The 20,779-nt window shown below is 72.3% G+C and carries 19 protein-coding genes and 1 riboswitch; of the genes, 5 read left to right on the forward strand and 14 right to left on the reverse strand.

Annotation, left to right across the window (positions count from 1 at the left end):
* Nucleotides 1-117: 117 nt before the first annotated feature.
* The 4 genes from ACWGSR_RS30765 to ACWGSR_RS30780 all read right to left on the reverse strand — a co-directional run bounded on the left by ACWGSR_RS30765 (nt 118) and on the right by ACWGSR_RS30780 (nt 4,464).
* The gene (locus tag ACWGSR_RS30765) at nt 118-1,788 is read right to left on the reverse strand and encodes an ABC transporter substrate-binding protein (RefSeq protein WP_376328739.1); all 1,671 of its coding nucleotides are present in this window, start codon (nt 1,786-1,788) and stop codon (nt 118-120) included.
* Nucleotides 1,789-2,018: 230 nt separating this feature from the next.
* Nucleotides 2,019-2,789 carry an enhanced serine sensitivity protein SseB C-terminal domain-containing protein gene (locus ACWGSR_RS30770; protein WP_376236661.1) on the reverse strand — a complete coding sequence of 257 codons (771 nt, stop codon included), beginning with the start codon at nt 2,787-2,789 and terminating at the stop codon, nt 2,019-2,021.
* Nucleotides 2,790-2,934: 145 nt separating this feature from the next.
* Nucleotides 2,935-3,675: an enhanced serine sensitivity protein SseB gene (locus ACWGSR_RS30775; RefSeq protein WP_376236658.1), complete on the reverse strand. Its 741-nt coding sequence runs from the start codon at nt 3,673-3,675 to the stop codon at nt 2,935-2,937.
* A 126-nt stretch (nt 3,676-3,801) separates the two neighbouring features.
* Nucleotides 3,802-4,464: an AAA family ATPase gene (locus ACWGSR_RS30780; protein WP_453571345.1), complete on the reverse strand. Its 663-nt coding sequence runs from the start codon at nt 4,462-4,464 to the stop codon at nt 3,802-3,804.
* Between the two features lie 152 nt (nt 4,465-4,616).
* Nucleotides 4,617-4,731, forward strand: a riboswitch (glycine riboswitch).
* A gap of 169 nt (nt 4,732-4,900) precedes the next feature.
* On the opposite strand from ACWGSR_RS30780, the gene gcvT reads away from it, so the two are divergent.
* From gcvT to ACWGSR_RS30800, 4 genes are all read left to right on the forward strand, one after another.
* Complete coding sequence (gene gcvT / locus ACWGSR_RS30785) at nt 4,901-6,025, forward strand: glycine cleavage system aminomethyltransferase GcvT (RefSeq protein ID WP_453571348.1); 1,125 nt, start codon at nt 4,901-4,903, stop codon at nt 6,023-6,025.
* 77 nt (nt 6,026-6,102) lie between these two features.
* A complete protein-coding gene (gene gcvH, locus ACWGSR_RS30790) occupies nt 6,103-6,483 on the forward strand; it encodes a glycine cleavage system protein GcvH (protein ID WP_030218599.1) in 381 nt (126 codons plus the stop codon).
* Between the two features lie 32 nt (nt 6,484-6,515).
* Entirely contained in the window at nt 6,516-7,784 is a 1,269-nt protein-coding gene (locus ACWGSR_RS30795) for a serine hydroxymethyltransferase (RefSeq protein ID WP_383157566.1), read from the forward strand.
* Nucleotides 7,785-7,944: 160 nt separating this feature from the next.
* Complete coding sequence (locus ACWGSR_RS30800) at nt 7,945-9,315, forward strand: L-serine ammonia-lyase (protein WP_376236649.1); 1,371 nt, start codon at nt 7,945-7,947, stop codon at nt 9,313-9,315.
* A 33-nt stretch (nt 9,316-9,348) separates the two neighbouring features.
* Here ACWGSR_RS30800 and ACWGSR_RS30805 read toward each other — a convergent pair whose 3' ends face one another.
* The 6 genes from ACWGSR_RS30805 to ACWGSR_RS30830 form a co-directional block, all read right to left on the reverse strand.
* Nucleotides 9,349-9,606 carry a hypothetical protein gene (locus ACWGSR_RS30805; RefSeq protein ID WP_453571353.1) on the reverse strand — a complete coding sequence of 86 codons (258 nt, stop codon included), beginning with the start codon at nt 9,604-9,606 and terminating at the stop codon, nt 9,349-9,351.
* Between the two features lie 76 nt (nt 9,607-9,682).
* The gene (locus ACWGSR_RS30810) at nt 9,683-9,898 is read right to left on the reverse strand and encodes an EF-hand domain-containing protein (protein WP_015036303.1); all 216 of its coding nucleotides are present in this window, start codon (nt 9,896-9,898) and stop codon (nt 9,683-9,685) included.
* 406 nt (nt 9,899-10,304) lie between these two features.
* Nucleotides 10,305-10,811, reverse strand: coding sequence for an ATP-binding protein (locus ACWGSR_RS30815; RefSeq protein WP_453571355.1), 507 nt, complete (start codon nt 10,809-10,811; stop codon nt 10,305-10,307).
* A 104-nt stretch (nt 10,812-10,915) separates the two neighbouring features.
* Nucleotides 10,916-11,683, reverse strand: a complete 768-nt coding sequence (locus ACWGSR_RS30820; RefSeq protein WP_453571358.1) for an enoyl-CoA hydratase/isomerase family protein — start codon at nt 11,681-11,683, stop codon at nt 10,916-10,918.
* An 84-nt stretch (nt 11,684-11,767) separates the two neighbouring features.
* A complete protein-coding gene (locus ACWGSR_RS30825) occupies nt 11,768-13,027 on the reverse strand; it encodes a L,D-transpeptidase (protein ID WP_376236638.1) in 1,260 nt (419 codons plus the stop codon).
* Nucleotides 13,028-13,219: 192 nt separating this feature from the next.
* Nucleotides 13,220-14,437 (reverse strand): L,D-transpeptidase, encoded by a 1,218-nt coding sequence (locus tag ACWGSR_RS30830; RefSeq protein WP_376236635.1) that lies wholly within the window; start codon nt 14,435-14,437, stop codon nt 13,220-13,222.
* A gap of 164 nt (nt 14,438-14,601) precedes the next feature.
* Here ACWGSR_RS30830 and glgX point away from each other — a divergent pair, with 164 nt between their 5' ends.
* Nucleotides 14,602-16,803, forward strand: a complete 2,202-nt coding sequence (gene glgX, locus ACWGSR_RS30835; protein ID WP_453571361.1) for a glycogen debranching protein GlgX — start codon at nt 14,602-14,604, stop codon at nt 16,801-16,803.
* Between the two features lie 24 nt (nt 16,804-16,827).
* On the opposite strand, the gene ACWGSR_RS30840 is transcribed toward glgX, so the two are convergent.
* The 4 genes from ACWGSR_RS30840 to ACWGSR_RS30855 are packed head-to-tail and all read right to left on the reverse strand — an operon-like array spanning nt 16,828 to nt 20,727.
* Nucleotides 16,828-17,475 carry a response regulator gene (locus tag ACWGSR_RS30840; protein ID WP_376236628.1) on the reverse strand — a complete coding sequence of 216 codons (648 nt, stop codon included), beginning with the start codon at nt 17,473-17,475 and terminating at the stop codon, nt 16,828-16,830.
* Nucleotides 17,472-19,049, reverse strand: coding sequence for an ATP-binding protein (locus ACWGSR_RS30845; protein ID WP_453571364.1), 1,578 nt, complete (start codon nt 19,047-19,049; stop codon nt 17,472-17,474). The genes ACWGSR_RS30840 and ACWGSR_RS30845 overlap by 4 nt, the downstream gene beginning before the upstream one ends.
* Nucleotides 19,050-19,075: 26 nt before the next feature.
* On the reverse strand, nt 19,076-19,819 hold the full coding sequence (locus ACWGSR_RS30850) for an ABC transporter permease (RefSeq protein WP_453571367.1): 744 nt from the start codon (nt 19,817-19,819) through the stop codon (nt 19,076-19,078).
* Nucleotides 19,816-20,727: an ABC transporter ATP-binding protein gene (locus ACWGSR_RS30855; protein WP_453571370.1), complete on the reverse strand. Its 912-nt coding sequence runs from the start codon at nt 20,725-20,727 to the stop codon at nt 19,816-19,818. Before ACWGSR_RS30855 ends, ACWGSR_RS30850 begins: the two co-directional genes overlap by 4 nt.
* Nucleotides 20,728-20,779 lie beyond the last annotated feature (52 nt).

Genomic DNA, 20,779 nt, shown 5'->3' on the forward strand with positions numbered 1-20,779 from the left:
CTTTTTTCCGTCCCCCCCGCCCCCCCCCCCGGGGCCCCTTTGTTGGGGGGGGGGTTCTGCGGGGGGCGCCCCCCCCCCACGTCCGACGTGGCCGGGCGAATCCCGCTCGGGTGGCGATTACTTGAAGGAGACCTCGGCGAAGTTCTCCTGCGTCAGCGGGGAGACCTTCGGCGGGTTGACGTTCTTGCCGAACGCGATGGCCGGGGGCGAGGAGGAGATCGGGAGACCCGGCAGGTACTCCATGATCGCCTCGTTGGCCGCCTTGTAGGCCTCGACGCGCTTGACCGGGTCGGCGATCTTGGAGGCGCCGTTCACGGCGTCGAAGACCTTCGGCTCCTTGAAGCCCCACTGCTTGTCGTACCCGGCGAACCAGGTGCCGATGAAGTTGAAGCCGTCGTTGAAGTCACCGGTCCAGCCGAGCATGTGCAGGTCGCACGAGCCGGCCTCGGTGGCGTCCAGGTAGTCCGGGGCCCACTTCATCGGCTTCGGGGTGACGGTGACGCCGGCCTTCTCCAGGTCGGCCTTCATCAGCTCGAACATGTCCTGCGGGGCGGGCATGTACGGGCGGGTGACCTCGGTCGGGTAGCAGAACTCGACCTTGAGGGCGGACTCGCCGGCGCCCTTCAGGAGCTCCTTGGACTTGTTGGTGTCGAACGCGTACGTCTTCACCTTGTCCGAGTAGCCCGCGATGGTGTCGGGCATGAACTGCGTGGCCACCTTGCCGCCCTCGGGCAGCTGGGTCTTCACGAGGTTCTCGCGGTCGATGGCGTGGGCGATGGCCTGGCGGACCGCGGGCTTCTTCAGCGCCGCGTTCTTCTCCTGGCTCATGCCGACGTAGAAGAGGTTGAAGACGTCACGCGTCGGGACGTTGTACCCCTCCTTCTCCAGGGTCTTCACGTCCGCGGGCGACACCAGGTCGTAGCCGTCGATGTCACCGGCCTGGAGCGCCTGGCGGCGGCCCTCCTCGGTGTCGATCGTGCGGAAGACCAGGTTCTTCACCTTGGCCTTGTCGCCCCAGTAGTCGTCGAAGCGCTCCAGGGTGACTTCCTTGTTGCCCTTGTTCCACTTCGTGATCCTGTACGGCCCGGTGCCGGCGACCGTGCCGGCCTCCTGGCTGTACTTGGGGTACGTGATGGCGTCGCCCTTGGCGGACGCGTCCTGCTTCACGTACTCCTTGATCGCCTTCGGCGAGTGGATCGCGAGGGCCTGGAGGGAGAAGCCGCCGGGGAGCTGCGCGGAGGGCTCGTTGACCTCGATGACCGCGGTGTTCTCGTCCTTCGCCGTGCAGGACTTGTAGTTGGGCTTCGGCGCCTCGGCGTCCTCGTTCTTCGCGAAGCCGCCCATGATGGACTGCCAGTAGTACGAGACCGAGCTGGACTGGTAGGTGCCCTTCCAGTTGAACCAGTGGTCGTAGTTCGCGCAGACGGCGGCGGCGTTGAACGCCTCGCCGTCGTGGAACTTCACGTTCTTGCGCAGGTTGAACGTCCACACCGTGCCGGCGGGGTTGGCGGACCACGTCTCGGCGAGGCCGCCGACGAGCTTGCTGCCTCCCGACTCGTGCTCCAGGAGTGCTTCGAAGGCCTGCCGGGTCACCCGGAAGGTCTCGCCGTCGCTCGCGAGGGCGGGGTCCAGGGAACCGGGGTCACCGGCGCCGGCGAACACGAAGGTGTCCTTCGCACCGCCCTTCGCGCCGTCCTTTCCGCGCTCGCTGGAGCAGCCCGTCGCGACGAGCGCGGCGGCAGCCACCACCGTGATCGCCCGAACGGTACGGGAATTGAATATTCGCATGGGGCCACCCCAGGATCAGCCGTGTGGAGAGGTCTTGACCGGCCGAACACTACCCACGGGCAACGAGCTGGAGAACAGTCCGGATAACGGTGATACCTAGTCGAGACCCGGACACTTGCCAAACCGGGCAGTTCCGGGACAAGTGCGTGGCCTGGGCGAACGCCCTTGGCGCGCGGGCGAGTTAACGGGAGGTGTCGCGACCGGACAGATCGGCCATCCCGGTCTTCCGGTCACGCTCGGGGCGGATAGCCGTATCCCGGGGCAGGCGGGGCGGCGTGCGCCTCGCGGTCGTAGAAGGGGCGCGCGTTCGCCCGCAGCCAGAGCGCCACCGGGTCGTACGCGTCGGAGAGGGCGACCGTCGAGACGGGCAGCCCGTCGGGGACGGAGCCGATGGACTGGCGCATCATCGACCGGACCGTGTCGACGGCCGCCGGGGAGGTGTCGTACAGGTCGAGCCCGATGACCAGGTACGGGGAGCCGAGCGCGGGCTGCACCCAGCCGCGGCGCAGCGCCCGGACGGCCGGGGTGCGGTGCGCGTTCTGCGTGATCAGGGCGTAGAACTGCGGGACCTCCAGCGCGGGCTCGGTGACGCGCAGCGGTCCGGCGGGCATCCGGTCGAGGCCGGTGGCGATCCGGCGCAGATCGGCCCAGGGGATGCCGACGCCGCCGCCGGGGGCGTGCGGATTCAGCCAGACGCCCCAGCGGTCGGGGTAGAGGGCGCGGGCGATCTCGCGGCCGGTGACGCGCTCGTGGGCGCGGTTCCAGCCGGAGGCGGCGAGCTCCTGGTCGGAGGTGACGCAGGGCGCGTAGCCGAAGCCGTCGACCTCCATGTTCCCGTACTGGGCGTCGGGCGAGCCGGGCGAGCCCTGCCAGAGCAGCATCCGGAGCTCGCCGTCGGCGAGGGCGTGCAGCAGCCGCTCGTACGCGTCGTAGCGTCCGGGTGCCACCTGGCGCAGCATGTGCTCGATCTGACCGGTCGCAGCGGTGCCTGACGCACTCACCCTGGGTCCCGCCCCTCTTCCGTCCACCACGTCTGTGCGGCCACCGGGTCAGGTGCGGCCGTCGAGTCAGTTCAGCTTAGGGCCTGCCCGGCGGGTCAGGGCCGGACAGACCGCGGCGTCCGGCAGGCCCCGAACGGGGTGCCGCTCACACGGCGGCGCGCTGGTAGAAGGGGCGGACCCGGTCCACCATCCAGTCGCCCACCGGGTCCTGCGCCATGTCGAGCAGGATCAGGTTGACCGGCCAGGCGACCTCGACGCGGCCGAGGGCCCGGCCGAGGGCGTCCAGGGGCGCGGTGCGGTCGGCGCCCTCCCAGCGGGAGAGCTGGACGCCGATGAAGAGGGCCGGTTCGGTGCCCTCGACGCTGGCGAGGGCCCGGCGGGCGCTGGTGACGACGCCGGTGGCCTCGAACTCGGCGGAGGCGGCGGCGAGGAAGTCGACGGGGTCGTCCTGCCAGTCGGGCTCGAAGAGCCGGACGCGGCCGCCGGACGCGGGACCGTCGAGCGGGGTCCGGCCGACGCGGCAGAGCTCGGCGACGGCGGGCGGGGGCAGCGGGACGCCGACGGTGCCGCCGGGGTTCACGGCGATGCCGAGCTGCGGGGGCAGGCCGCGGGCGAAGTCGCGGGCGGGGGCGACGGCGAAGGACATGTGGTCGCCGGCGCAGGCGCGGAACTGCTGCTCGGAGCTGAAGACGGGCACGTAGGCCGCGCCGTCGATCTCCATGGTGGCGAGGTCCAGGTCGGTGCTGTCGGGGCCGCCGCCGTTGGGCAGGGGGATCCAGACCGGGCTGCGGCCCAGCACCTCGACGAGGCGGCCGCCCGCCTCGGGATTGCCGAGCGAGGCGGCGAGGACCTCTTCGAGCTCGTTGCCCGGCCACGTCACGTCCACGGTCCCACTCCCCTTCTCCGCACGGCCTGCCGTACCCGGCCGCCCGGCAGCACCCTAACGCCGCCCCGGCGCCGCCGTGGCCGGAAGAGAAGGGTACGAGCGCCCCGGACGCGCCGTGAGGGGGGGTCAGGCCGTCTCCCCGAAGGTGATCGTCCGGAGGGTGTCGGCGGCCTCCCGGTCGAGCAGGGTCGCCGAGGCGCAGCCGTGCGGGAGCCGGCCGGTCTCGGCGGCCCGCAGCAGCCGGCCGACCGCGCGCCGGTGCCGGGCGAAGGCGTACGCGGAGACGCCCCGGCCCCGGGCGTGCTGCCCGGCCCTCGCGGTGTCCGGGGTGACGTCGAGGAGGACCAGGTGCAGGTCGCTCCCCCGGCGGCGGGCCTCGCGGGCGAGCCAGCCGCGCACCCAGGACTGGGTGCCGCAGTCGTGCACGACCACGCTCGCGCCGGAGCGCAGGGCGCGGCGCAGCCCGGCGTAGTGCGCGATCCGGACCAGGGGGCGGTAGAGGGCGTACGGCAGGAGGCGGGGCATCCGGGCCTCCCAGCGCTCCCGGGCGTCCTGGGAGTCGATGCCCCGGCCCCCGGCGGTCCGCTTCATCAGGGTGGACTTGCCGCTGCCGGGCAGCCCGGAGACGACCACGAGGTCCCCGGCCGCGAACACCAGGGCGCGGGGGCCCCGGCCGCCGCGCTCGCGCAGGTCCCGCAGGGTCCGGCCCCGTCTCCGGGTCCGGGCGCGGGCCCGTGGGGACGGTATGCCGGTACTCGTCGCATACGTACCGGTGTGCTGGAACGTCATCGCTGTCTCCCCCTGACGGGCCTCAGGAGACCCTTCCCAAGAAGTGTAAAGAAACGGTAATGGGGCACAAGCGATTTGCCGCGCCGACACCGCGTGCAATGATGTGCGCGCCAGGCGCCCACGGTCGCCTGTACAACCGCATACCGGCCGTTCGAATCCGCGCGGGAGAGTTCCGGACCACGGAGTGGGTGACCACCCGGTGCGTCCGGGCGCCGAAGGAGCAAGACCCTCCCTTGAATCTCTCAGGCCCCGTACCGCGTGGATGAGGCAGATCTGAAAAGCGGGACACCCAGTGTCCCCACCCAAGGTGCAAGCCGGGCTCTCGGTGACGAGGTGCCCCCGGTGAACCTCTCAGGTTCCATGACAGATGGGGAGGACGTCCTCGCCCGTCATGCCTTCGTCACCGATCACGCCCTTGGGACCCGGGAGCCACCCCATGACCTCTGCCCCCCGCCTGACCGCCCTCGATGCCCTGCATCGTTCGCTGGGCGCGACCATGACCGACTTCGCCGGCTGGGACATGCCGCTGCGGTACGGCAGCGAGCGCGACGAGCACAACGCGGTCCGCACCCGGGCCGGCCTCTTCGACCTCTCCCACATGGGCGAGATCACCGTCACCGGGCCGCAGGCCGTCGAGCTGCTCGACTTCGCCCTGGTCGGCAACATCTCCACGGTGGGCACGGGCCGCGCCCGGTACACGATGATCTGTCGCGAGGACGGCGGCATCCTGGACGACCTGATCGTCTACCGCCTGGGCGAGACCGAGTACATGGTCGTCGCCAACGCCTCCAACGCCCAGACCGTCCTGGACGCCCTCACCGAGCGCGCCGCCGGCTTCGACGCCGAGGTCCGCGACGACCGCGACGCGTACGCCCTGATCGCGGTCCAGGGCCCGGAGTCCCCCGGCATCCTGAAGTCGGTCACCGACGCCGACCTGGACGGCCTGAAGTACTACGCCGGCCTGCCGGGCACGGTCGCGGGCGTGCCCGCGCTGATCGCCCGCACCGGCTACACCGGCGAGGACGGCTTCGAGCTCTTCCTGAAGCCGGAGCACGCCGAGGGCGTGTGGAGGGCGCTGACCGGGGCGGGCGAGGGCGTCGGCCTGATCCCCTGCGGCCTGTCCTGCCGCGACACGCTCCGCCTGGAGGCGGGCATGCCGCTGTACGGCCACGAGCTGACCACCTCCCTGACCCCCTTCGACGCCGGTCTCGGCCGGGTCGTGAAGTTCGAGAAGACGACCAATGGGGGCCGCTTCGTCGGCCGCGAGGCCCTGGAGAAGGCCGCCGAGCGCGCCGAGACCGCCCCGCCGCGCAGGCTGGTCGGCCTGATCGCCGAGGGCCGCCGGGTCCCGCGCGCCGGGTTCTCCGTCGTCAAGGACGGCGAGGTCGTCGGCGAGGTCACCTCCGGGGCCCCGTCCCCGACCCTCGGAAAGCCGATCGCGATGGCGTACGTGGACGCGGCGCACGCGGAGCCCGGCGCCCAGGGTGTAGGTGTGGACATCCGGGGCACCCACGAGCCGTACGAGGTCGTGGCGCTGCCGTTCTACAAGCGCCGGAAGTGACGCGTCCGTCCCACTCCGCGTCTCACCCCGCAAGACCGACGTTCATCAGCACTCCCCCGATCCAGGAGAATCAGGTCATGAGCAACCCCCAGCAGCTGCGGTACACCAAGGAGCACGAGTGGCTGTCGGACGCCGAGGACGGCGTCGCGACCGTCGGCATCACGGAGTTCGCGGCCAACGCGCTCGGTGACGTCGTCTACGCCCAGCTCCCCGAGGTCGGCGACACCGTCACCGCGGGCGAGACCTGCGGCGAGCTGGAGTCGACGAAGTCCGTGAGCGACCTGTACTCCCCCGTCTCGGGTGAGGTCGTCGCCGCCAACCAGGACGTGGTGGACGACCCGTCGCTGGTGAACACGGCTCCGTTCGAGGGTGGCTGGCTGTTCAAGGTGCGCGTCGCGGGTGAGCCGGACGACCTGCTCACCGCCGACGAGTACGCCGCGTTCTCCGCCGGGAACTGAGACCGGGCCCGAGACCCCTTAGGGATCGATTCATGTCGCTTCTGAACACTCCCCTCCACGAGCTGGACCCCGACGTCGCCGCCGCCGTCGACGCCGAGCTCCGCCGTCAGCAGTCCACCCTCGAGATGATCGCCTCGGAGAACTTCGCTCCGGTCGCGGTCATGGAGGCGCAGGGCTCCGTCCTCACCAACAAGTACGCCGAGGGCTACCCGGGCCGCCGCTACTACGGCGGCTGCGAGCACGTCGACGTGGCCGAGCAGATCGCCATCGACCGGATCAAGGACCTGTTCGGCGCCGAGTACGCCAACGTCCAGCCGCACTCCGGCGCCTCCGCGAACCAGGCCGCCCTCTTCGCGATCGCCCAGCCGGGCGACACGATCCTGGGCCTGGACCTGGCGCACGGCGGCCACCTCACCCACGGCATGCGCCTGAACTTCTCCGGCAAGCAGTTCGACGTGGTCGCGTACCACGTGGACGAGGCCGGTCTGGTCGACATGGCCGAGGTCGAGAGCCTCGCCAAGGAGCACCGCCCGAAGGTGATCATCGCGGGCTGGTCGGCCTACCCGCGCCAGCTGGACTTCGCGGAGTTCCGCCGGATCGCGGACGAGGTCGGCGCCTACCTGTGGGTCGACATGGCCCACTTCGCGGGCCTGGTCGCCGCCGGTCTGCACCCGAACCCGGTCGAGCACGCGGACGTGGTGACCTCCACCACGCACAAGACGCTCGGCGGCCCGCGCGGCGGCATCATCCTGGCGAAGAAGGAGTTCGCGAAGAAGCTGAACTCCTCCGTCTTCCCGGGCTTCCAGGGCGGCCCCCTGGAGCACGTGATCGCGGCCAAGGCCGTCTCCTTCAAGGTCGCGGCCTCGGAGGAGTTCAAGGAGCGCCAGCAGCGCACCCTGGACGGCGCCCGGATCATCGCCGAGCGCCTGGTCCAGGACGACGTGAAGGCCCACGGCGTCTCGGTCCTGTCCGGCGGCACGGACGTGCACCTGCTCCTGGTCGACCTGCGCGACTCGGAGCTGGACGGCCAGCAGGCCGAGGACCGCCTCCACGAGGTCGGCATCACGGTCAACCGGAACGCGGTCCCGAACGACCCGCGCCCCCCGATGGTCACCTCCGGCCTGCGCATCGGCACGCCGGCGCTCGCGACCCGCGGTTTCGGGGCCGAGGACTTCCGCGAGGTCGCGGACGTCATCGCCGAGACCCTGAAGCCGGGCTTCGACGCCGAGAAGGCCGAGGCCCTCAAGGCCCGGGTGACCGCCCTGGCGGACAAGCACCCGCTGTACCCCGGCCTGAAGTGATACTGAAGTAATTTCGTACGCTTTTGTTCGTACGGACATCCGGGGCACCGCGCACACTGGAACAACGGGCGCGGTGCCCCGACCCATGTCCCCCGCCCGCACGCCTTCTCTGCACTACCCCGGCAGACAACGACGTCCAGCCCCCACAAGGAGTCCTCCCGTGGCCATCTCGGTCTTCGACCTGTTCTCGATCGGCATCGGCCCGTCGAGCTCCCACACGGTGGGCCCCATGCGCGCGGCCCGGATGTTCGCCCGCCGGCTGAAGAACGAGGGCCTGCTGGCCCACACGGCGAAGGTGCGGGCGGAGCTGTACGGCTCGCTCGGCGCCACCGGCCACGGCCACGGCACCCCGAAGGCCGTCCTGCTCGGCCTGGAGGGGAACTCGCCCCGCACGGTCGACGTCGAGCACGCGGACGAGGAGTTCGAGCGGATCAAGGCGAGCGGCCGGATCAACCTGGTCGGCGCCCACGAGATCCCCTTCGACTTCGACGCCGACCTGGTCCTGCACCGGCGCAAGGCGCTCCCGTACCACGCCAACGGCATGACGGTCTTCGCGTACGACGCGGAGGGCGGGCTCGTCCTGGAGAAGACGTACTACTCGGTCGGCGGCGGCTTCGTGGTCGACGAGGACGCGGTGGCCGGCGAGAACCCGATCGTCCCGGACGACACCGTCCTGAAGTACCCCTTCCGCACCGGCGACGAGCTGCTCCGCCTCGCGAAGGAGACCGGCCTGTCGATCTCCGCAATGATGCTGGAGAACGAGAAGGCCTGGCGGACCGAGGACGAGATCCGGGCGGGCCTCCTGGAGATCTGGCGGGTCATGCAGTCCTGCGTCTCGCGCGGCATGTCCCGCGAGGGCATCCTGCCCGGCGGTCTGAAGGTGCGCCGGCGCGCCGCGAACTCGGCCCGCAAGCTGCGCTCCGAGGGGAACCCGGCGGCGCACGCCATGGAGTGGATCACCCTGTACGCGATGGCGGTGAACGAGGAGAACGCGGCGGGCGGCCGGGTGGTCACCGCCCCGACGAACGGCGCGGCCGGCATCATCCCCGCCGTCCTGCACTACTACATGAACTTCGTCCCGGGCGCGGACGAGGACGGCGTGGTCCGCTTCCTCCTCGCGGCCGGCGCGGTCGGCATGCTCTTCAAGGAGAACGCCTCGATCTCCGGCGCCGAGGTCGGCTGCCAGGGCGAGGTCGGCTCGGCCTGCTCGATGGCGGCGGGCGCCCTCGCCGAGGTCCTGGGCGGCTCCCCGGAGCAGGTGGAGAACGCGGCCGAGATCGGCATGGAGCACAACCTGGGCCTGACCTGCGACCCGGTCGGCGGCCTGGTCCAGATCCCGTGCATCGAGCGCAACGGCATGGCGGCGGTCAAGGCCGTCACGGCGGCGAAGATGTCGATGCGCGGCGACGGCAGCCACCTGGTCTCCCTGGACAAGGTCATCAAGACCATGAAGGAGACGGGCGCCGACATGAGCGTCAAGTACAAGGAGACGGCCCGCGGCGGGCTGGCGGTGAACATCATCGAGTGCTGAGGCCGTCGGCCTCGGGCGGGCCGCCGTACGGGCTCAGGCGCGCCCGCGCAGCACGCGCGCGATCTCGATGTCCCTTTCGAGGGCGCTGAGCCGCGGAGGGGTCCTGGAATCGTCGAGGACCACGGCGTGGAGGCGGTCGCCGACCCGCGGAGGAGGGACGTCGGCCGACCGCCACGACGGGTGTTTCGCCTGGTCGACGAAGCCGGTGACCCCGTCCGCGTCCACCTGTGACCCGACACGGGCCACGGCCGTGACGGTGACGTCCACCTCCTGGTGGTCCACCAGGCCCATCGGGTTCCTCCGGGTGTCGGGCCGGGCCCCGGACGGGCGGCGACCACGGGTCGCGCGGCCCGTCCGGGCGGGCGGATCAGGCCTTGCTGAGGTGCGACCAGAACTCGTCCCACGACAGCCGGCCGTCGCCGTTGTCGTCGCGCTGCTTGATGAGCGCCTCGGCGACCGTCTCGGTGACGTTGAAGTCGCCCAGCTGCGCCATCACGCTCTTGTACTCCGCGGCGGTGATGAAGCCGTCCCCGTCCACGTCGTACCGGTTGAATGCCGTGCGTGCCGACTCGATGTCCGCCACTGTTTCCGCCCCTTCATGGTGCTTGTCTGACGGGGTCAGATTAGCCGCCCCGGCTCGGTGGGCCGATCCGGGACGTCCACAGCCCCTCGCCAGGCATCCAGCATGCGGACGACCCCGGGAAACAAACAGTGAACCGCATAGCCATTCACTGTTTGCAAGGCGAGTTCCATATGTCACCAACGATTCACAGTTAAAGTGTTCATGTTTGCCCGATTTTGCCCCGCTAGGGACGTTTGGTGATGCGGGTACTTGTCTGACATAGTCGTCGACACGACCCCCATTGACCCGGGCCAGGTCGACACAGCGGCCGTGGATACACCCCCCCGTCCACGGCGCCTCACACGGAAGCCCCCAGCTCGCCCCACCACGGCGCACGGGGGCTTCCGTGCGTCCGGGGGCAGGTGCTTCAGGGGCGGTCCGCGACCCGCATCTCGAACCAGGTCGTCTTGCCGCGCGGCGCCAGGTCCGCGCCCCACCGGTCCGCCAGCTTGTCGACGAGGAAGAGCCCCCGGCCGCTCGTGTCCAGCTCGTGCACCGGCATCAGACAGGGCAGCCCGCGCGAGGGGTCGCGCACCTCGACCCGGATCCGGCCCCGGCCCTTCTGCAACCGGAGCGCGAAGACCCGGGCGCCGGTGTGCCGGACGGCGTTGCCCACCAGCTCCGAGACCAGGAGGACCGCGTGCTCGGTGAGCTGCGGTCCCAGCCCCCACTGGTTCATCAGCACGTACTGCGTGAGTCTGCGGGCCACCCACGCGGACTCGGGCAGGGACGGCAACCGGACGTCGTCCTCCGCCGGATTGCCGTACAACTCCACCGCTTCGGCGGCCTGTTGGTCGTCCGCGGTCAGTGACCACCGCTCCGCGGCGGCGCTCGCGCGCCGCCGTGGTTGTTCCCTGTCCTCCAGGCCCGCCATGCCCCTCATCATGGCCGCACGGAGCGGCCCGCGGGGGCCGTTCCGCCGGAATCGACCCCCGGCGGATCCCCGGCGGACCGTCCTACGGGCCGCTTTCGGTCAGGTCAGCCGAATTTCGCCTTCCCCGGGCCCTCCTCGACGAAGCTGCGCATCCCGCGCTCGCGGTCCTCGGTGGCGAACAGGGCGGCGAACCAGGTGCGCTCGATGGCCAGACCGGTGTCGATGTCGGTCTCCAGACCCTGGTCGACCGCCTCCTTCGCGGCCCGCAGGGCGACGGCCGGGCCCTGCGCCAGCTTCGCGGCCCACGCGTGCGCCTGCTCGTACACCTCGGCGGCCGGGACGACCCGGTCGACCAGGCCGAGGGAGAGGGCCTCGTCCGCCTTCACCATCCGGCCGGTGAAGATGAGGTCCTTGGCCCTGGAGGGGCCGACGAGGCGGGAGAGGCGCTGGGTGCCGCCCGCGCCCGGGATCAGGCCGAGCAGGATCTCGGGCTGGCCGAGCTTGGCGTTGTCGGCGGCGATCCGGTAGTCGGCGCAGAGCGCCAGCTCGCAGCCGCCGCCGAGCGCGTAGCCGGTGATCGCGGCGACGACCGGCTTGGGGATGCGGGCGACGGCGGTGAAGGCGTCCTGGAGGGCGCGCGAGCGCTTGACCATGGCCACGTGGTCCATGACCTGCATCTCCTTGATGTCCGCGCCGGCCGCGAACACCTTCTCGCCGCCGTACAGGACCACGGCCCGCACGTCGTCGCGGTCGGTCGCCTCCTGGGCGAGCTCGCGCAGCCGGTCCTGGGTGGCGACGTCCAGGGCGTTCATCGGGGGGCGGTCGAGGCGGATCGTGCCGACGCCTTCGGCGACTTCGAGGTTCACAGTCATGGGAGAAGGTTAGGGGTCGTTAACGACAACGGGCCCGGTGCTGTTGCTCACAGCACCGGGCCCCGCCGAAAAGCTCCGGAACGCCTAGGCGGTCCACTCCGACCACGGCATGTTCCAGCCGTTGAGGCCGTTCTCCGGCTTGATCTGCTTGTCCTTGGAGTTCTTCACGACGACCACGTCACCGATGATCGAGCTGTCGTAGAACCAGGCGGCCGGCGTCGAGCCGTCCCCCGCGCCCCGGGTGTCCGAGAGGCCGACGCAGCCGTGGCTGACGTTCTGCGAGCCGAAGGTGCTCTTCGGGGCCCAGTAGTTGCCGTGCACGAAGGTGCCCGAGGTGGACAGGCGCATCGCGTGCGGCACGTCCTTGATGTCGTACTCCCCGCCGAAGCCGACGGTGGCGCCGTTCATCCGGGTCACCTTGTACTTCTCGCTGATGACCATCTGACCGTTGTACGTGGTCGTGGACGGCGCGCCCGCGGTGATCGGCAGCGTCTTGACGATCTTCCCGTCGCGCTCGACCTTCATCGTCTTGGCGCCGGCGTCGACGGTGGAGACCTGGCGGCGGCCGATGGTGAAGGTGATGGTCTTCTTCTGCTTGCCGTAGACGCCGGGGCGGCCCTCGACGCCGTCCAGGTTCAGATGGACCGTCACCTTGGTGCCGGCCGCCCAGTACTGCTCGGGGCGGAAGTCGAGGCGGTCGTTGCCGAACCAGTGGCCCTCGATCGGGACGGACGGCACGGCCGTCACCCTGATGGCCTTCTCGACGGCCTCGGGGTCGGTGATGCCCCGGGTGAAGTTGATGGAGACCGGCATGCCGACGCCGACGGTCGAGCCGTCCTCCGGCGTGTAGTGGCCGATGAAGGTGTTCTTCGGGACCAGGGTCGTGAAGGTGGTGTCCTTCGCCGACTCGCGGCCCTCGGCGTCCTTCGCGACGGCGTGCACCTTGTACTGGGTGCCCCCGGCCAGGTGCGCGGTCGGCTGCCAGCTCGCGCCGTCCGCCGCGATCTCGCCCTCGACCGCGGTGCCCTTGGAGTCGGCGACCGTGACCGTGGTCAGCTTGCCCTGCTGGGCGGTCACCTTGAGGGCGCCGCTGGTGGCGACCGAGTCGGCGCCGTCCTTCGGAAGGATCGTCACGACGGCCTGGGAGGCCGCGTTGTCCTGCCGGCCGGCGTCCTGGGCCTGCGGGCCCTTCGCGCCGTCGGCGGCGTCCCCGCCGCCCCCGCCGCAGGCGGTGAGCACCAGGAGCAGCGCCCCCGCCGCCAGGGCCTGGAGCCGGACGCCCCCGCGTCGCCGGCCCCTCCCCGTGGTCCCCGCCGGTGCCCCCGATATCGGCTGCCCGTTCACTGTGGTCGTCTCCCCTCGCACGGCCCGGCAACGCCACGGCCCCACCCCCGTGCGCATCGCTCGCGCACACGGCGCTAGATAATCACACCGCAGGACACGAAAGATCCTCGCGCATGTCACCGTTCCGTCCCGATCGACGTGCGACGACGATGGAAGCGGCGGGGGTGGCGGGGGCGACGGGAGCGACGGGGGTCAGCGGAGCGCGGAGCCGGCCTTCCAGCTCTTCCAGTCCGTGTTCCAGCCGCCGAGCCCGTTGTCGGGGGCGACCTTCCGGTCCCGGGAGTTGACCACCTCCACCACGTCGCCGACGAGGGTCCGGTCGAAGAACCAGCCCGCGGGCGAGCGTTCGCTGCCGCCCTTCTCGTCCCGGAGCCCCACGCAGCCGTGGCTGACGTTGGCGGTGCCGAAGGTCTCGGGCGGGGCCCAGTAGTTGCCGTGCAGGAAGGTCCCGGACTCGGTGAGCCGCATCGCGTGCGGCACGTCCTTGATGTCGTACTCGCCGCCGAAGCCGACCGTGGCGCCGTTCATCCGGGTCACGTCGTACAGCTCGGTGACGACCATCTTCCCGTTGTACGTGGTGGTCTTCGGCGCTCCCGCGGTGATCGGCAGGGTGGCCAGGACCTCGCCGTCCCTGCGGACCTCCATGGTGTGCGCGGCGGCGTCCACGACGGAGACCTGGGAGCGGCCGACGGTGAAGCCGACCTTCTTCCGCTGGATCCCGTACACGCCGGGCGCCCCCTCGACGTCCCGCAGGCCGATGTCGACGGTGACCCGGGTGCCGGCGGCCCAGTACCGCTCCGGGCGGAAGTCGAGCCGCTCCTTGCCGAACCAGTGGCCGGAGACCTCCACCGGCGGGTCCGAGGTGATCCGGACGGCGCGCTCGACCGCGGCCCGGTTCTCGACGGGCCGGCTGAAGGTGAAGGAGACGATCATGCCGGTGCCGACCGTGGAACGGTTCTCCGGCTTGAAGTAGCCGATGAAGCGGGACTCGGGCACCACGGTGCTGAAGGTGGTGTGGCGGGCCGAGCGGCGTCCGTGCGCGTCGAGCGCGACGGCGTCCACGCTGTACTTGGCGGCCGGCGCGAGCCCGCCGGGGGCCGACGGCCGCCAGCGCAGCCCGTCGGCGGAGACCTCCCCGGCGAGCTCGGTCCGCCGGCCGTCCTCCACCCGGGCGACGTTCACCCGTTCGAGCCGTCCGCTGTCCACCCTCACTTCGACCGGTCCTCCGGTCGGGACCGCGCGGCTGCCGTCCTCCGGGGTGACCCGGATGACGTCGCCGGGGGCCCGCCCCTTGCCCGGCAGGGAGAGGTCGACGCCCCTGCCGCCGTCCGCTCCGGTGCAGCCCGCGAGGCCCGCCAGCAGTCCCGCCACCGCGAGGACGTGCCCCGCCCTCTTCCATACAGATCTCACGCCCGGCCCAACGACGGCCACCCTCCAGGGGAAACGTGCGCGCGGGCCATGTTGGGAGCACGGCCGTGCGGGCAGAACAGGGGGAGAACCTCGCGCGGGGAGCGGTGGCCGGGACGCCACCGCTCCCCGCGCGCGGACCCGACGGAGCCGCGGGAGGCCGGACGGTGGCGAGCGCAGCCGAGCAGGAGGCGGTACAGCAGCGTGCCCTGGAGCGGGCGGGGCCGCCCGTGTGGCCGGGGGCGCCGACGCCCCTGGGCGCCCGCTGCCGGGTCGGACCCGGCGGGGTCGCGGGCACCAACTTCGCCCTGTGGGCGGGCGGGGCGGAGGCCGTCGAGCTGTGTCTGTTCGACGGGGACGGGACGGAGACGCGGCTGCCGCTGACCGAGCTGACCCACGAGATCTGGCACGGCTTCGTGCCCGGGATCGGCCCGGGACAGCGGTACGGCTACCGGGTGCACGGCCGCTGGGACCCTTGGACGGGCGCCCGGTGGAACCCGGCGAAGCTGCTCCTCGACCCGTACGCGCGGGCCGTCGACGGCGAGTTCTCCCTTCCGCACGAGGTGTACGGGCACGTGCGGGACTGGCCGCAGCAGCACGTGGCCGACACCGTCCGCGACGAGCGGGACTCCGCCCCGCACGTCCCGAAGGGGGTCGTCGTCCACGACGACGACGACTGGTCCGACGACCGCAGGCCCAAGACGCCCTGGCAGGACTCGGTCATCTACGAGGTGCACGTCAAGGGCTTCACCAAGCTGCACCCGGGCATCCCCGAGCACCTGCGCGGCACGTACGCGGGGCTCGCGCACCCGGCCGCGGTCGACCACCTCGTACGGCTCGGGGTGACGGCGGTCGAGCTGCTGCCGGTGCACCAGTTCGCGCACGAGGACCACCTGCTGCGGCGGGGCCTGCGCAACTACTGGGGGTACAACTCCGTCGGCTACTTCGCGCCGCACGCCGGCTACTCGTCCTCGGGGACGGCCGGGCAGCAGGTCGGCGAGTTCAAGAAGATGGTGCGGGCGCTGCACGCGGCCGGGATCGAGGTCATCCTCGACGTGGTCTACAACCACACGGCGGAGGCGGGCGAGCTGGGCCCGACCCTCTCCCTGAAGGGCATCGACAACCGGGGCTACTACCGGCTCCAGTCCGACGCCCGCCGGTACGCCGACTACACGGGCTGCGGCAACACCCTGCACGTGGTGCAGCCGCAGGTGCTGCGGCTCATCACCGACAGCCTGCGCTACTGGGTGACGGAGATGGGGGTGGACGGCTTCCGCTTCGACCTGGCGGCGGCGCTCGCCCGCTCCTTCCACGACGTCGACATGCTCTCCCCCTTCCTCGCGGTCATCGCCCAGGACCCGGTGCTGCGCCGGGTGAAGCTGATCGCGGAGCCCTGGGACGTGGGCAACGGCGGCTACCAGGTGGGGGCCTTCCCTCCCCTGTGGACCGAGTGGAACGACCGCTACCGGGACGCGGTGCGGGACTTCTGGCGCGGGGCGCTGCCGGACGTGCGGGACCTGGGCTACCGGCTCTCCGGCTCCAGCGACCTGTACGCCTGGGGCGGGCGCCGGCCGTACGCCTCGGTCAACTTCGTCACCGCCCACGACGGCTTCACGCTGCGGGACCTCGTCACGTACGAGCGGAAGCACAACGAGGCCAACGGCGAGGGCAACCGGGACGGCACCCACGACAACCGCTCCTGGAACTGCGGCGCGGAGGGCGAGACCGACGACCCGGAGATCGGGGCGCTGCGGCTGCGCCAGCAGCGCAACCTGCTCACCACCCTCCTCCTGTCGACCGGGGTGCCGATGCTGGTCTCCGGCGACGAGATGGGCCGCACCCAGGGCGGCAACAACAACGCGTACTGCCAGGACAACGAGATCGGCTGGCTCGACTGGTCGCTGCCGGAGGACCCCGGCCGGGCCCAGCTCCTCGCCCTGTCCCGGCGGCTGCTCGCGCTGCGCCACCGGCATCCGGTGCTGCGCCGCCGGGCCTTCTTCTCCGGCCGGCCGCAGCGGGCGGACGGGCTGCGGGACCTGGCCTGGTTCACGGCCGGGGGGACCGAGATGACGGAGGGCGACTGGTACGCGCGGACGGGGACGCTGGGCCTCTACCTGTCGGGCCGGGACATCCCGGGCCGGGACGCGCGGGGCGAGCGGATCACCGACGACAGCTTCCTCGCCGTCCTGCACTCCGGCCACCGCCCCCTGGACTTCCGGCTGCCGGGCCCGCCGTGGGCGGAGACGTACGAACTGGTCGTGGACACGGCCCGCGAGGACCAGTCCGGGCCGCCGGGCACGGTCCACCGGGGCGGGGAGGTGCTCGCGGTGGGGGCCCGGTCGGTGGTGCTGCTGCGGGTGTCCCGCTAGGGGGCCGCGAGGGGGCCCGGGCGCTCAGGAGCGGCCCAGGATCCCCCGCTCGTACCCGGCGGCGACGGCCGCCGCCCGGTCCTTCGCGCCCAGCTTGGCGTAGATGTGGGTGAGGTGGGTCTTGACGGTGGCCTCGCTGATGAAGAGTTCGGCGGCGATGGCCCGGTTGGCGGTGCCCCGGGCGACGAGGGCGAGGATCTCGGCCTCGCGCGCGGAGAGGGTGGTGTCGGCGGGCGGGGCGGCGGGGGCGCGGACGGCGGTGACGAGCCGGGAGGCCACGGCCGGGGAGAGGACGGTGCGGCCCCCGGCGGCGGCCCGCACGGCCGCGAACAGTTCCTCGCGCGGGGCGTCCTTGAGGAGGTAGCCGGTGGCGCCGGCCTCGATCGCCGGGAGGGTGTCGGTGTCCGTGTCGTACGTGGTGAGGACGAGGACCCGGGCGCGGGCGCCGTGCCGGGCGAGCGCGGCGATGGCGTCGACACCGCCGCCGCCCGGCATCCGCAGGTCCATGAGGACCACGTCGGGGTCCAGTTCCAGGGCGAGTTCGACGCCCCGGACGCCGTCGGAGGCCTCGCCGAGGACGCGGAAGCCGGAGCCCTCGGCGGCGAACATGCCGCGCAGGCCGTCCCGTACGACGGGGTGGTCGTCGACGATCAGCAGGGTGATGTCGGTCATGGTGTGGCCAACGGTACGCGGGCGGAGACCGCCGTGCCCTCGCCGGGGGCGGTCTCGACGGTGACGGTCCCGGTGAGGCGCTCGGCGCGGGCCCGCATGCCGTCGAGACCGAACCCGCCGCCGGAGCCGCCGCGTTCGGGCCGGGCGAGCGGGTCGAAGCCGCGGCCGTCGTCCCGTACGTCCAGGGTGATCTCGTCGCCCATGTAGGAGAGGGTGACGCCGGCCCGGGCGGCCCCGGAGTGGCGGGCGGTGTTGGACAGGGCCTCCTGGGCGATCCGCAGCAGGGTGGCGGCGACCTCGTCGTGGAGCGGGGCCTCGGTGCCGGTGACGGTGAACCGGGTCTCGACGCCGGTGCGTTCGGCCCACTCCTCGACGGTCTTGCGCAGGGCGCCGGGGAGGGCGTCGTGCTCCAGGGCGACGGGGCTCAGGTTCCGCACGGAGCGACGGGCCTCGCCGAGGCCGTGCCGGGCGAGGTCGGCGGCGCGCCTCAGGTGGACCTCGGCGCGGTCCCGGTCGGGGGCCGCGGAGGCGGCCTGGAGCTGGGTGACGACCCCGGTGAGGCCCTGGGCGATGGTGTCGTGGATCTCGGCGGCCAGCCTCCGCCGCTCGTCGGCGACCCCGGCCTCCCGCGCCTGGAGGAGGAGTTGGGCGTGGAGGGCGGCGTTCTCGGCGAGGGCCTGTTCGAGGCGCCGGTTGGCGCGGCCGAGCTCCGCGATGGTGGCGGCCCGCTCGGCGGCCTTCTCGGCGTCCTTCTCGGCGAGGTGGGAGAAGCCGACGACGAGGCAGGCGTTCAGGGCGAACAGGCCGCCGAAGGCGAGCCACTGCATGAGGGAGGCGGGCGGCAGGCCGCCGGACTGGGACCCGGCCATCGTGACGGCGACGAGGAGGAGCCCGGCGCGGGCGAGCCGGCGGGGCAGCAGGTGGACGGCGTCGAAGTAGCCGACGCAGGCGTAGACCGCGAAGAAGGGGTTGAGCCAGGTCAGGACGAAGGCGAGGGCGGCGCGGAGGCCGAAGTACGCGATGGAGGCGGGGCCGGGCGCGCCGGGGACGAGGACGGGGGCGGATCCTTCCGGGGCGGGGCCGGGGCCGGATGTGAGCGCTTCCGGGACGGGGCCGGGGCAGGGCGCGGGCCTTTCCGGGGCGGGGTTCGGGCCGGGTGTGAGCCTTTCCGGGGCGGGGCCCTGGCCCGCGGGCCTTTCCGGGGCGGGGTCGGGGCCGGACGCGGGCCCTTCCACGTCGCCGGGCGCGAGCTCTTCCGCGCCGCCGGGCACGGGTCGCGGCCGATCCCGTACGGGGTCCAGCCCTTCCCCTACGGGACCCGACTCCCCCTGTACGGCCCCGGTGCCGGGGCGTTCGGGCGTTCGGCCGTGGGTCGCGACGAAGCGGGCGCAGCGTCGGTCCCACACCAGGTGGAGGAGGAGGGCGACGGCCACCAGGGCGCCGGCGGTCAGCGTCTCCGCGCGGTCCATCAGCGTGCCCGCCGACGCCCCGGCGATCGCGGTGGCGATGCCGAGCAGCGCGTACGGCCCCCAGCGGAAGAACTGGCGCCAGCGTTCCTCGACGGTGGTCGGCATCCGCCCCGCCCCCCTCGCTCACTCGCTCACTGCCAGCGGAACCAGCGCGCCGACGCGCCGGTCAGGACGACCGTCCACAGGGTCATGACCCCGAGCGCGGCCCAGCCGGGCCAGCCGCCCGACGCGGCCGTGTCGAGGGCCTCGGAGGCGGCGCCGAAGGGGGTGAGCCCGACGATCCGCTGCAGGGTATCCGGCATGGCCTGGACCGGGACCCAGACCCCGGCGGTGAACATGGCGGGGAAGAAGACGACCGAGCCGACGGCGGTGGCGATCTTCTGCGTGCGGGAGGCGGCGCACACGGTCGCGCCGAGCGCGAGCCCGCTCGCGACGGCGAGCAGCAGGGCGAGCAGGTACCCGGCGGGGTTTCCCGGCAGGGCGACGCCGAAGGCGAGGCGGCCGACCGTGATCACGAGCAGCGCGGAGACGAGCGCGGCGGCGCCGTGCAGCGCGAGCTGGGCGGTGAGCAGGGCCCCGGGCCGTACGGGGGTGGTGGACATCCGGCGCAGGATGCCGCGTTCGCGGTAGCCGGAGAGGACCGGGGGCATGGCCTGGATCCCGGACATGATGAGGGCGAAGAGGACGGAGACGGGGACGTAGAGGTCGATGACCCGGCGCCCGCCGAGGTCCTCGGAGGCCTCCCGGAAGGAGGGGATCAGGCCGAGGATCACGAGCAGCAGGGTCGGCGAGAGCATCACCCAGAACAGGCTTCCGGGCTCGCGGCCGAAGAGCCGCGCCTCGGTCTTCAGGACGGTCGCGGTGGGGGTGCTCATCGGTGGTCGTCTCCCGTCAGGTCGAGGTAGGCGTCGTCGAGGGTGGCGTCGGTGACCCGCAGCTGGTGGGCGGTGACGCCGTGGCGGGCGAGGAGGGAGACGAAGGCGGTGACGGTCTCGTCGGTGCCGCCGACGACCGTCCGCCCGTCGGCGGTCGTGACGGAGACGGCCCCGGGGAGCGCCCGCAGTGCGGCCGGGTCGACCGGGACGCCGGCGGCGAAGGAGATCTCCTTGGCGCTGCCGGAGCGCCCGATCAGCCCCTCGGGGGTGTCGAGGGCGGCGATCCGGCCGCGGTCGAGGACGGCGATCCGGTCGCAGAGGCGCTGGGCCTCCTCCATGAAGTGCGTGACGAGCAGGACGGTCACCCCGGTGTCCCGGACCGCATCGACGAGCGCCCAGACCTCGCGGCGGGCGCGCGGGTCGAGGCCGGTGGTGAGTTCGTCGAGGACGACGACCCTGGGGTCCCCGATCAGCGCGAGGGCGATGAACAGGCGCTGCTTCTGGCCCCCGGACAGCTTCGCGAACCGCACCTTCAGATGGGGCAGGAGCCCGAGCCGCTCGGCGAGCGCGTGCGGGTCGGCGGGCCGCTCGTGGAAGGAGGCGTACAGGTCGAGGGCCTCGCGGACGGTCAGCTTGGGCTGGAGCTCGCTCTCCTGGAGCTGGACGCCGAGGACCCGGGTGACCTCGGCGCGCCGCGCGGCCGGGTCGTACCCGCAGACGCGGACCAGGCCCTCGTCGGGGGCCCGCAGCCCCTCGACGCACTCCACGGTGGTGGTCTTGCCGGCGCCGTTGGGTCCGAGGATCCCGAAGACCTCCCCCTCGCCGACCTCGAAGGAGACTCCGTCGACGACCTTCCGACCGTCGTAGGACTTGTGCAGTCCCCGCACTTCGATCGCTGCTGTCGTCATGCCCCGAGCCTCCCGTCCGGGGCGGCCCGCCGGTATCGGCCGATCCGCTCGT

It is taken from the genome of Streptomyces sp. NPDC055632, from assembly GCF_053618675.1.

Excerpts from the sequence above, each read along its gene's own strand:
- ACWGSR_RS30780 (WP_453571345.1), bottom strand. The coding sequence starts at position 4,464 with ATGACGTTCCAGCACACCGGTACGTATGCGACGAGTACCGGCATACCG.
- ACWGSR_RS30805 (WP_453571353.1), bottom strand. The coding sequence starts at position 9,606 with ATGGGCCTGGTGGACCACCAGGAGGTGGACGTCACCGTCACGGCCGTG.
- ACWGSR_RS30845 (WP_453571364.1), bottom strand. The coding sequence starts at position 19,049 with ATGCCGACCACCGTCGAGGAACGCTGGCGCCAGTTCTTCCGCTGGGGG.
- ACWGSR_RS30840 (WP_376236628.1), bottom strand. The coding sequence starts at position 17,475 with ATGACCGACATCACCCTGCTGATCGTCGACGACCACCCCGTCGTACGG.
- ACWGSR_RS30765 (WP_376328739.1), bottom strand. The coding sequence starts at position 1,788 with ATGCGAATATTCAATTCCCGTACCGTTCGGGCGATCACGGTGGTGGCT.
- gcvH (WP_030218599.1), top strand. The coding sequence starts at position 6,103 with ATGAGCAACCCCCAGCAGCTGCGGTACACCAAGGAGCACGAGTGGCTG.
- ACWGSR_RS30820 (WP_453571358.1), bottom strand. The coding sequence starts at position 11,683 with ATGACTGTGAACCTCGAAGTCGCCGAAGGCGTCGGCACGATCCGCCTC.
- gcvT (WP_453571348.1), top strand. The coding sequence starts at position 4,901 with ATGACCTCTGCCCCCCGCCTGACCGCCCTCGATGCCCTGCATCGTTCG.
- ACWGSR_RS30855 (WP_453571370.1), bottom strand. The coding sequence starts at position 20,727 with ATGACGACAGCAGCGATCGAAGTGCGGGGACTGCACAAGTCCTACGAC.
- ACWGSR_RS30815 (WP_453571355.1), bottom strand. The coding sequence starts at position 10,811 with ATGGCGGGCCTGGAGGACAGGGAACAACCACGGCGGCGCGCGAGCGCC.
- ACWGSR_RS30850 (WP_453571367.1), bottom strand. The coding sequence starts at position 19,819 with ATGAGCACCCCCACCGCGACCGTCCTGAAGACCGAGGCGCGGCTCTTC.
- ACWGSR_RS30795 (WP_383157566.1), top strand. The coding sequence starts at position 6,516 with ATGTCGCTTCTGAACACTCCCCTCCACGAGCTGGACCCCGACGTCGCC.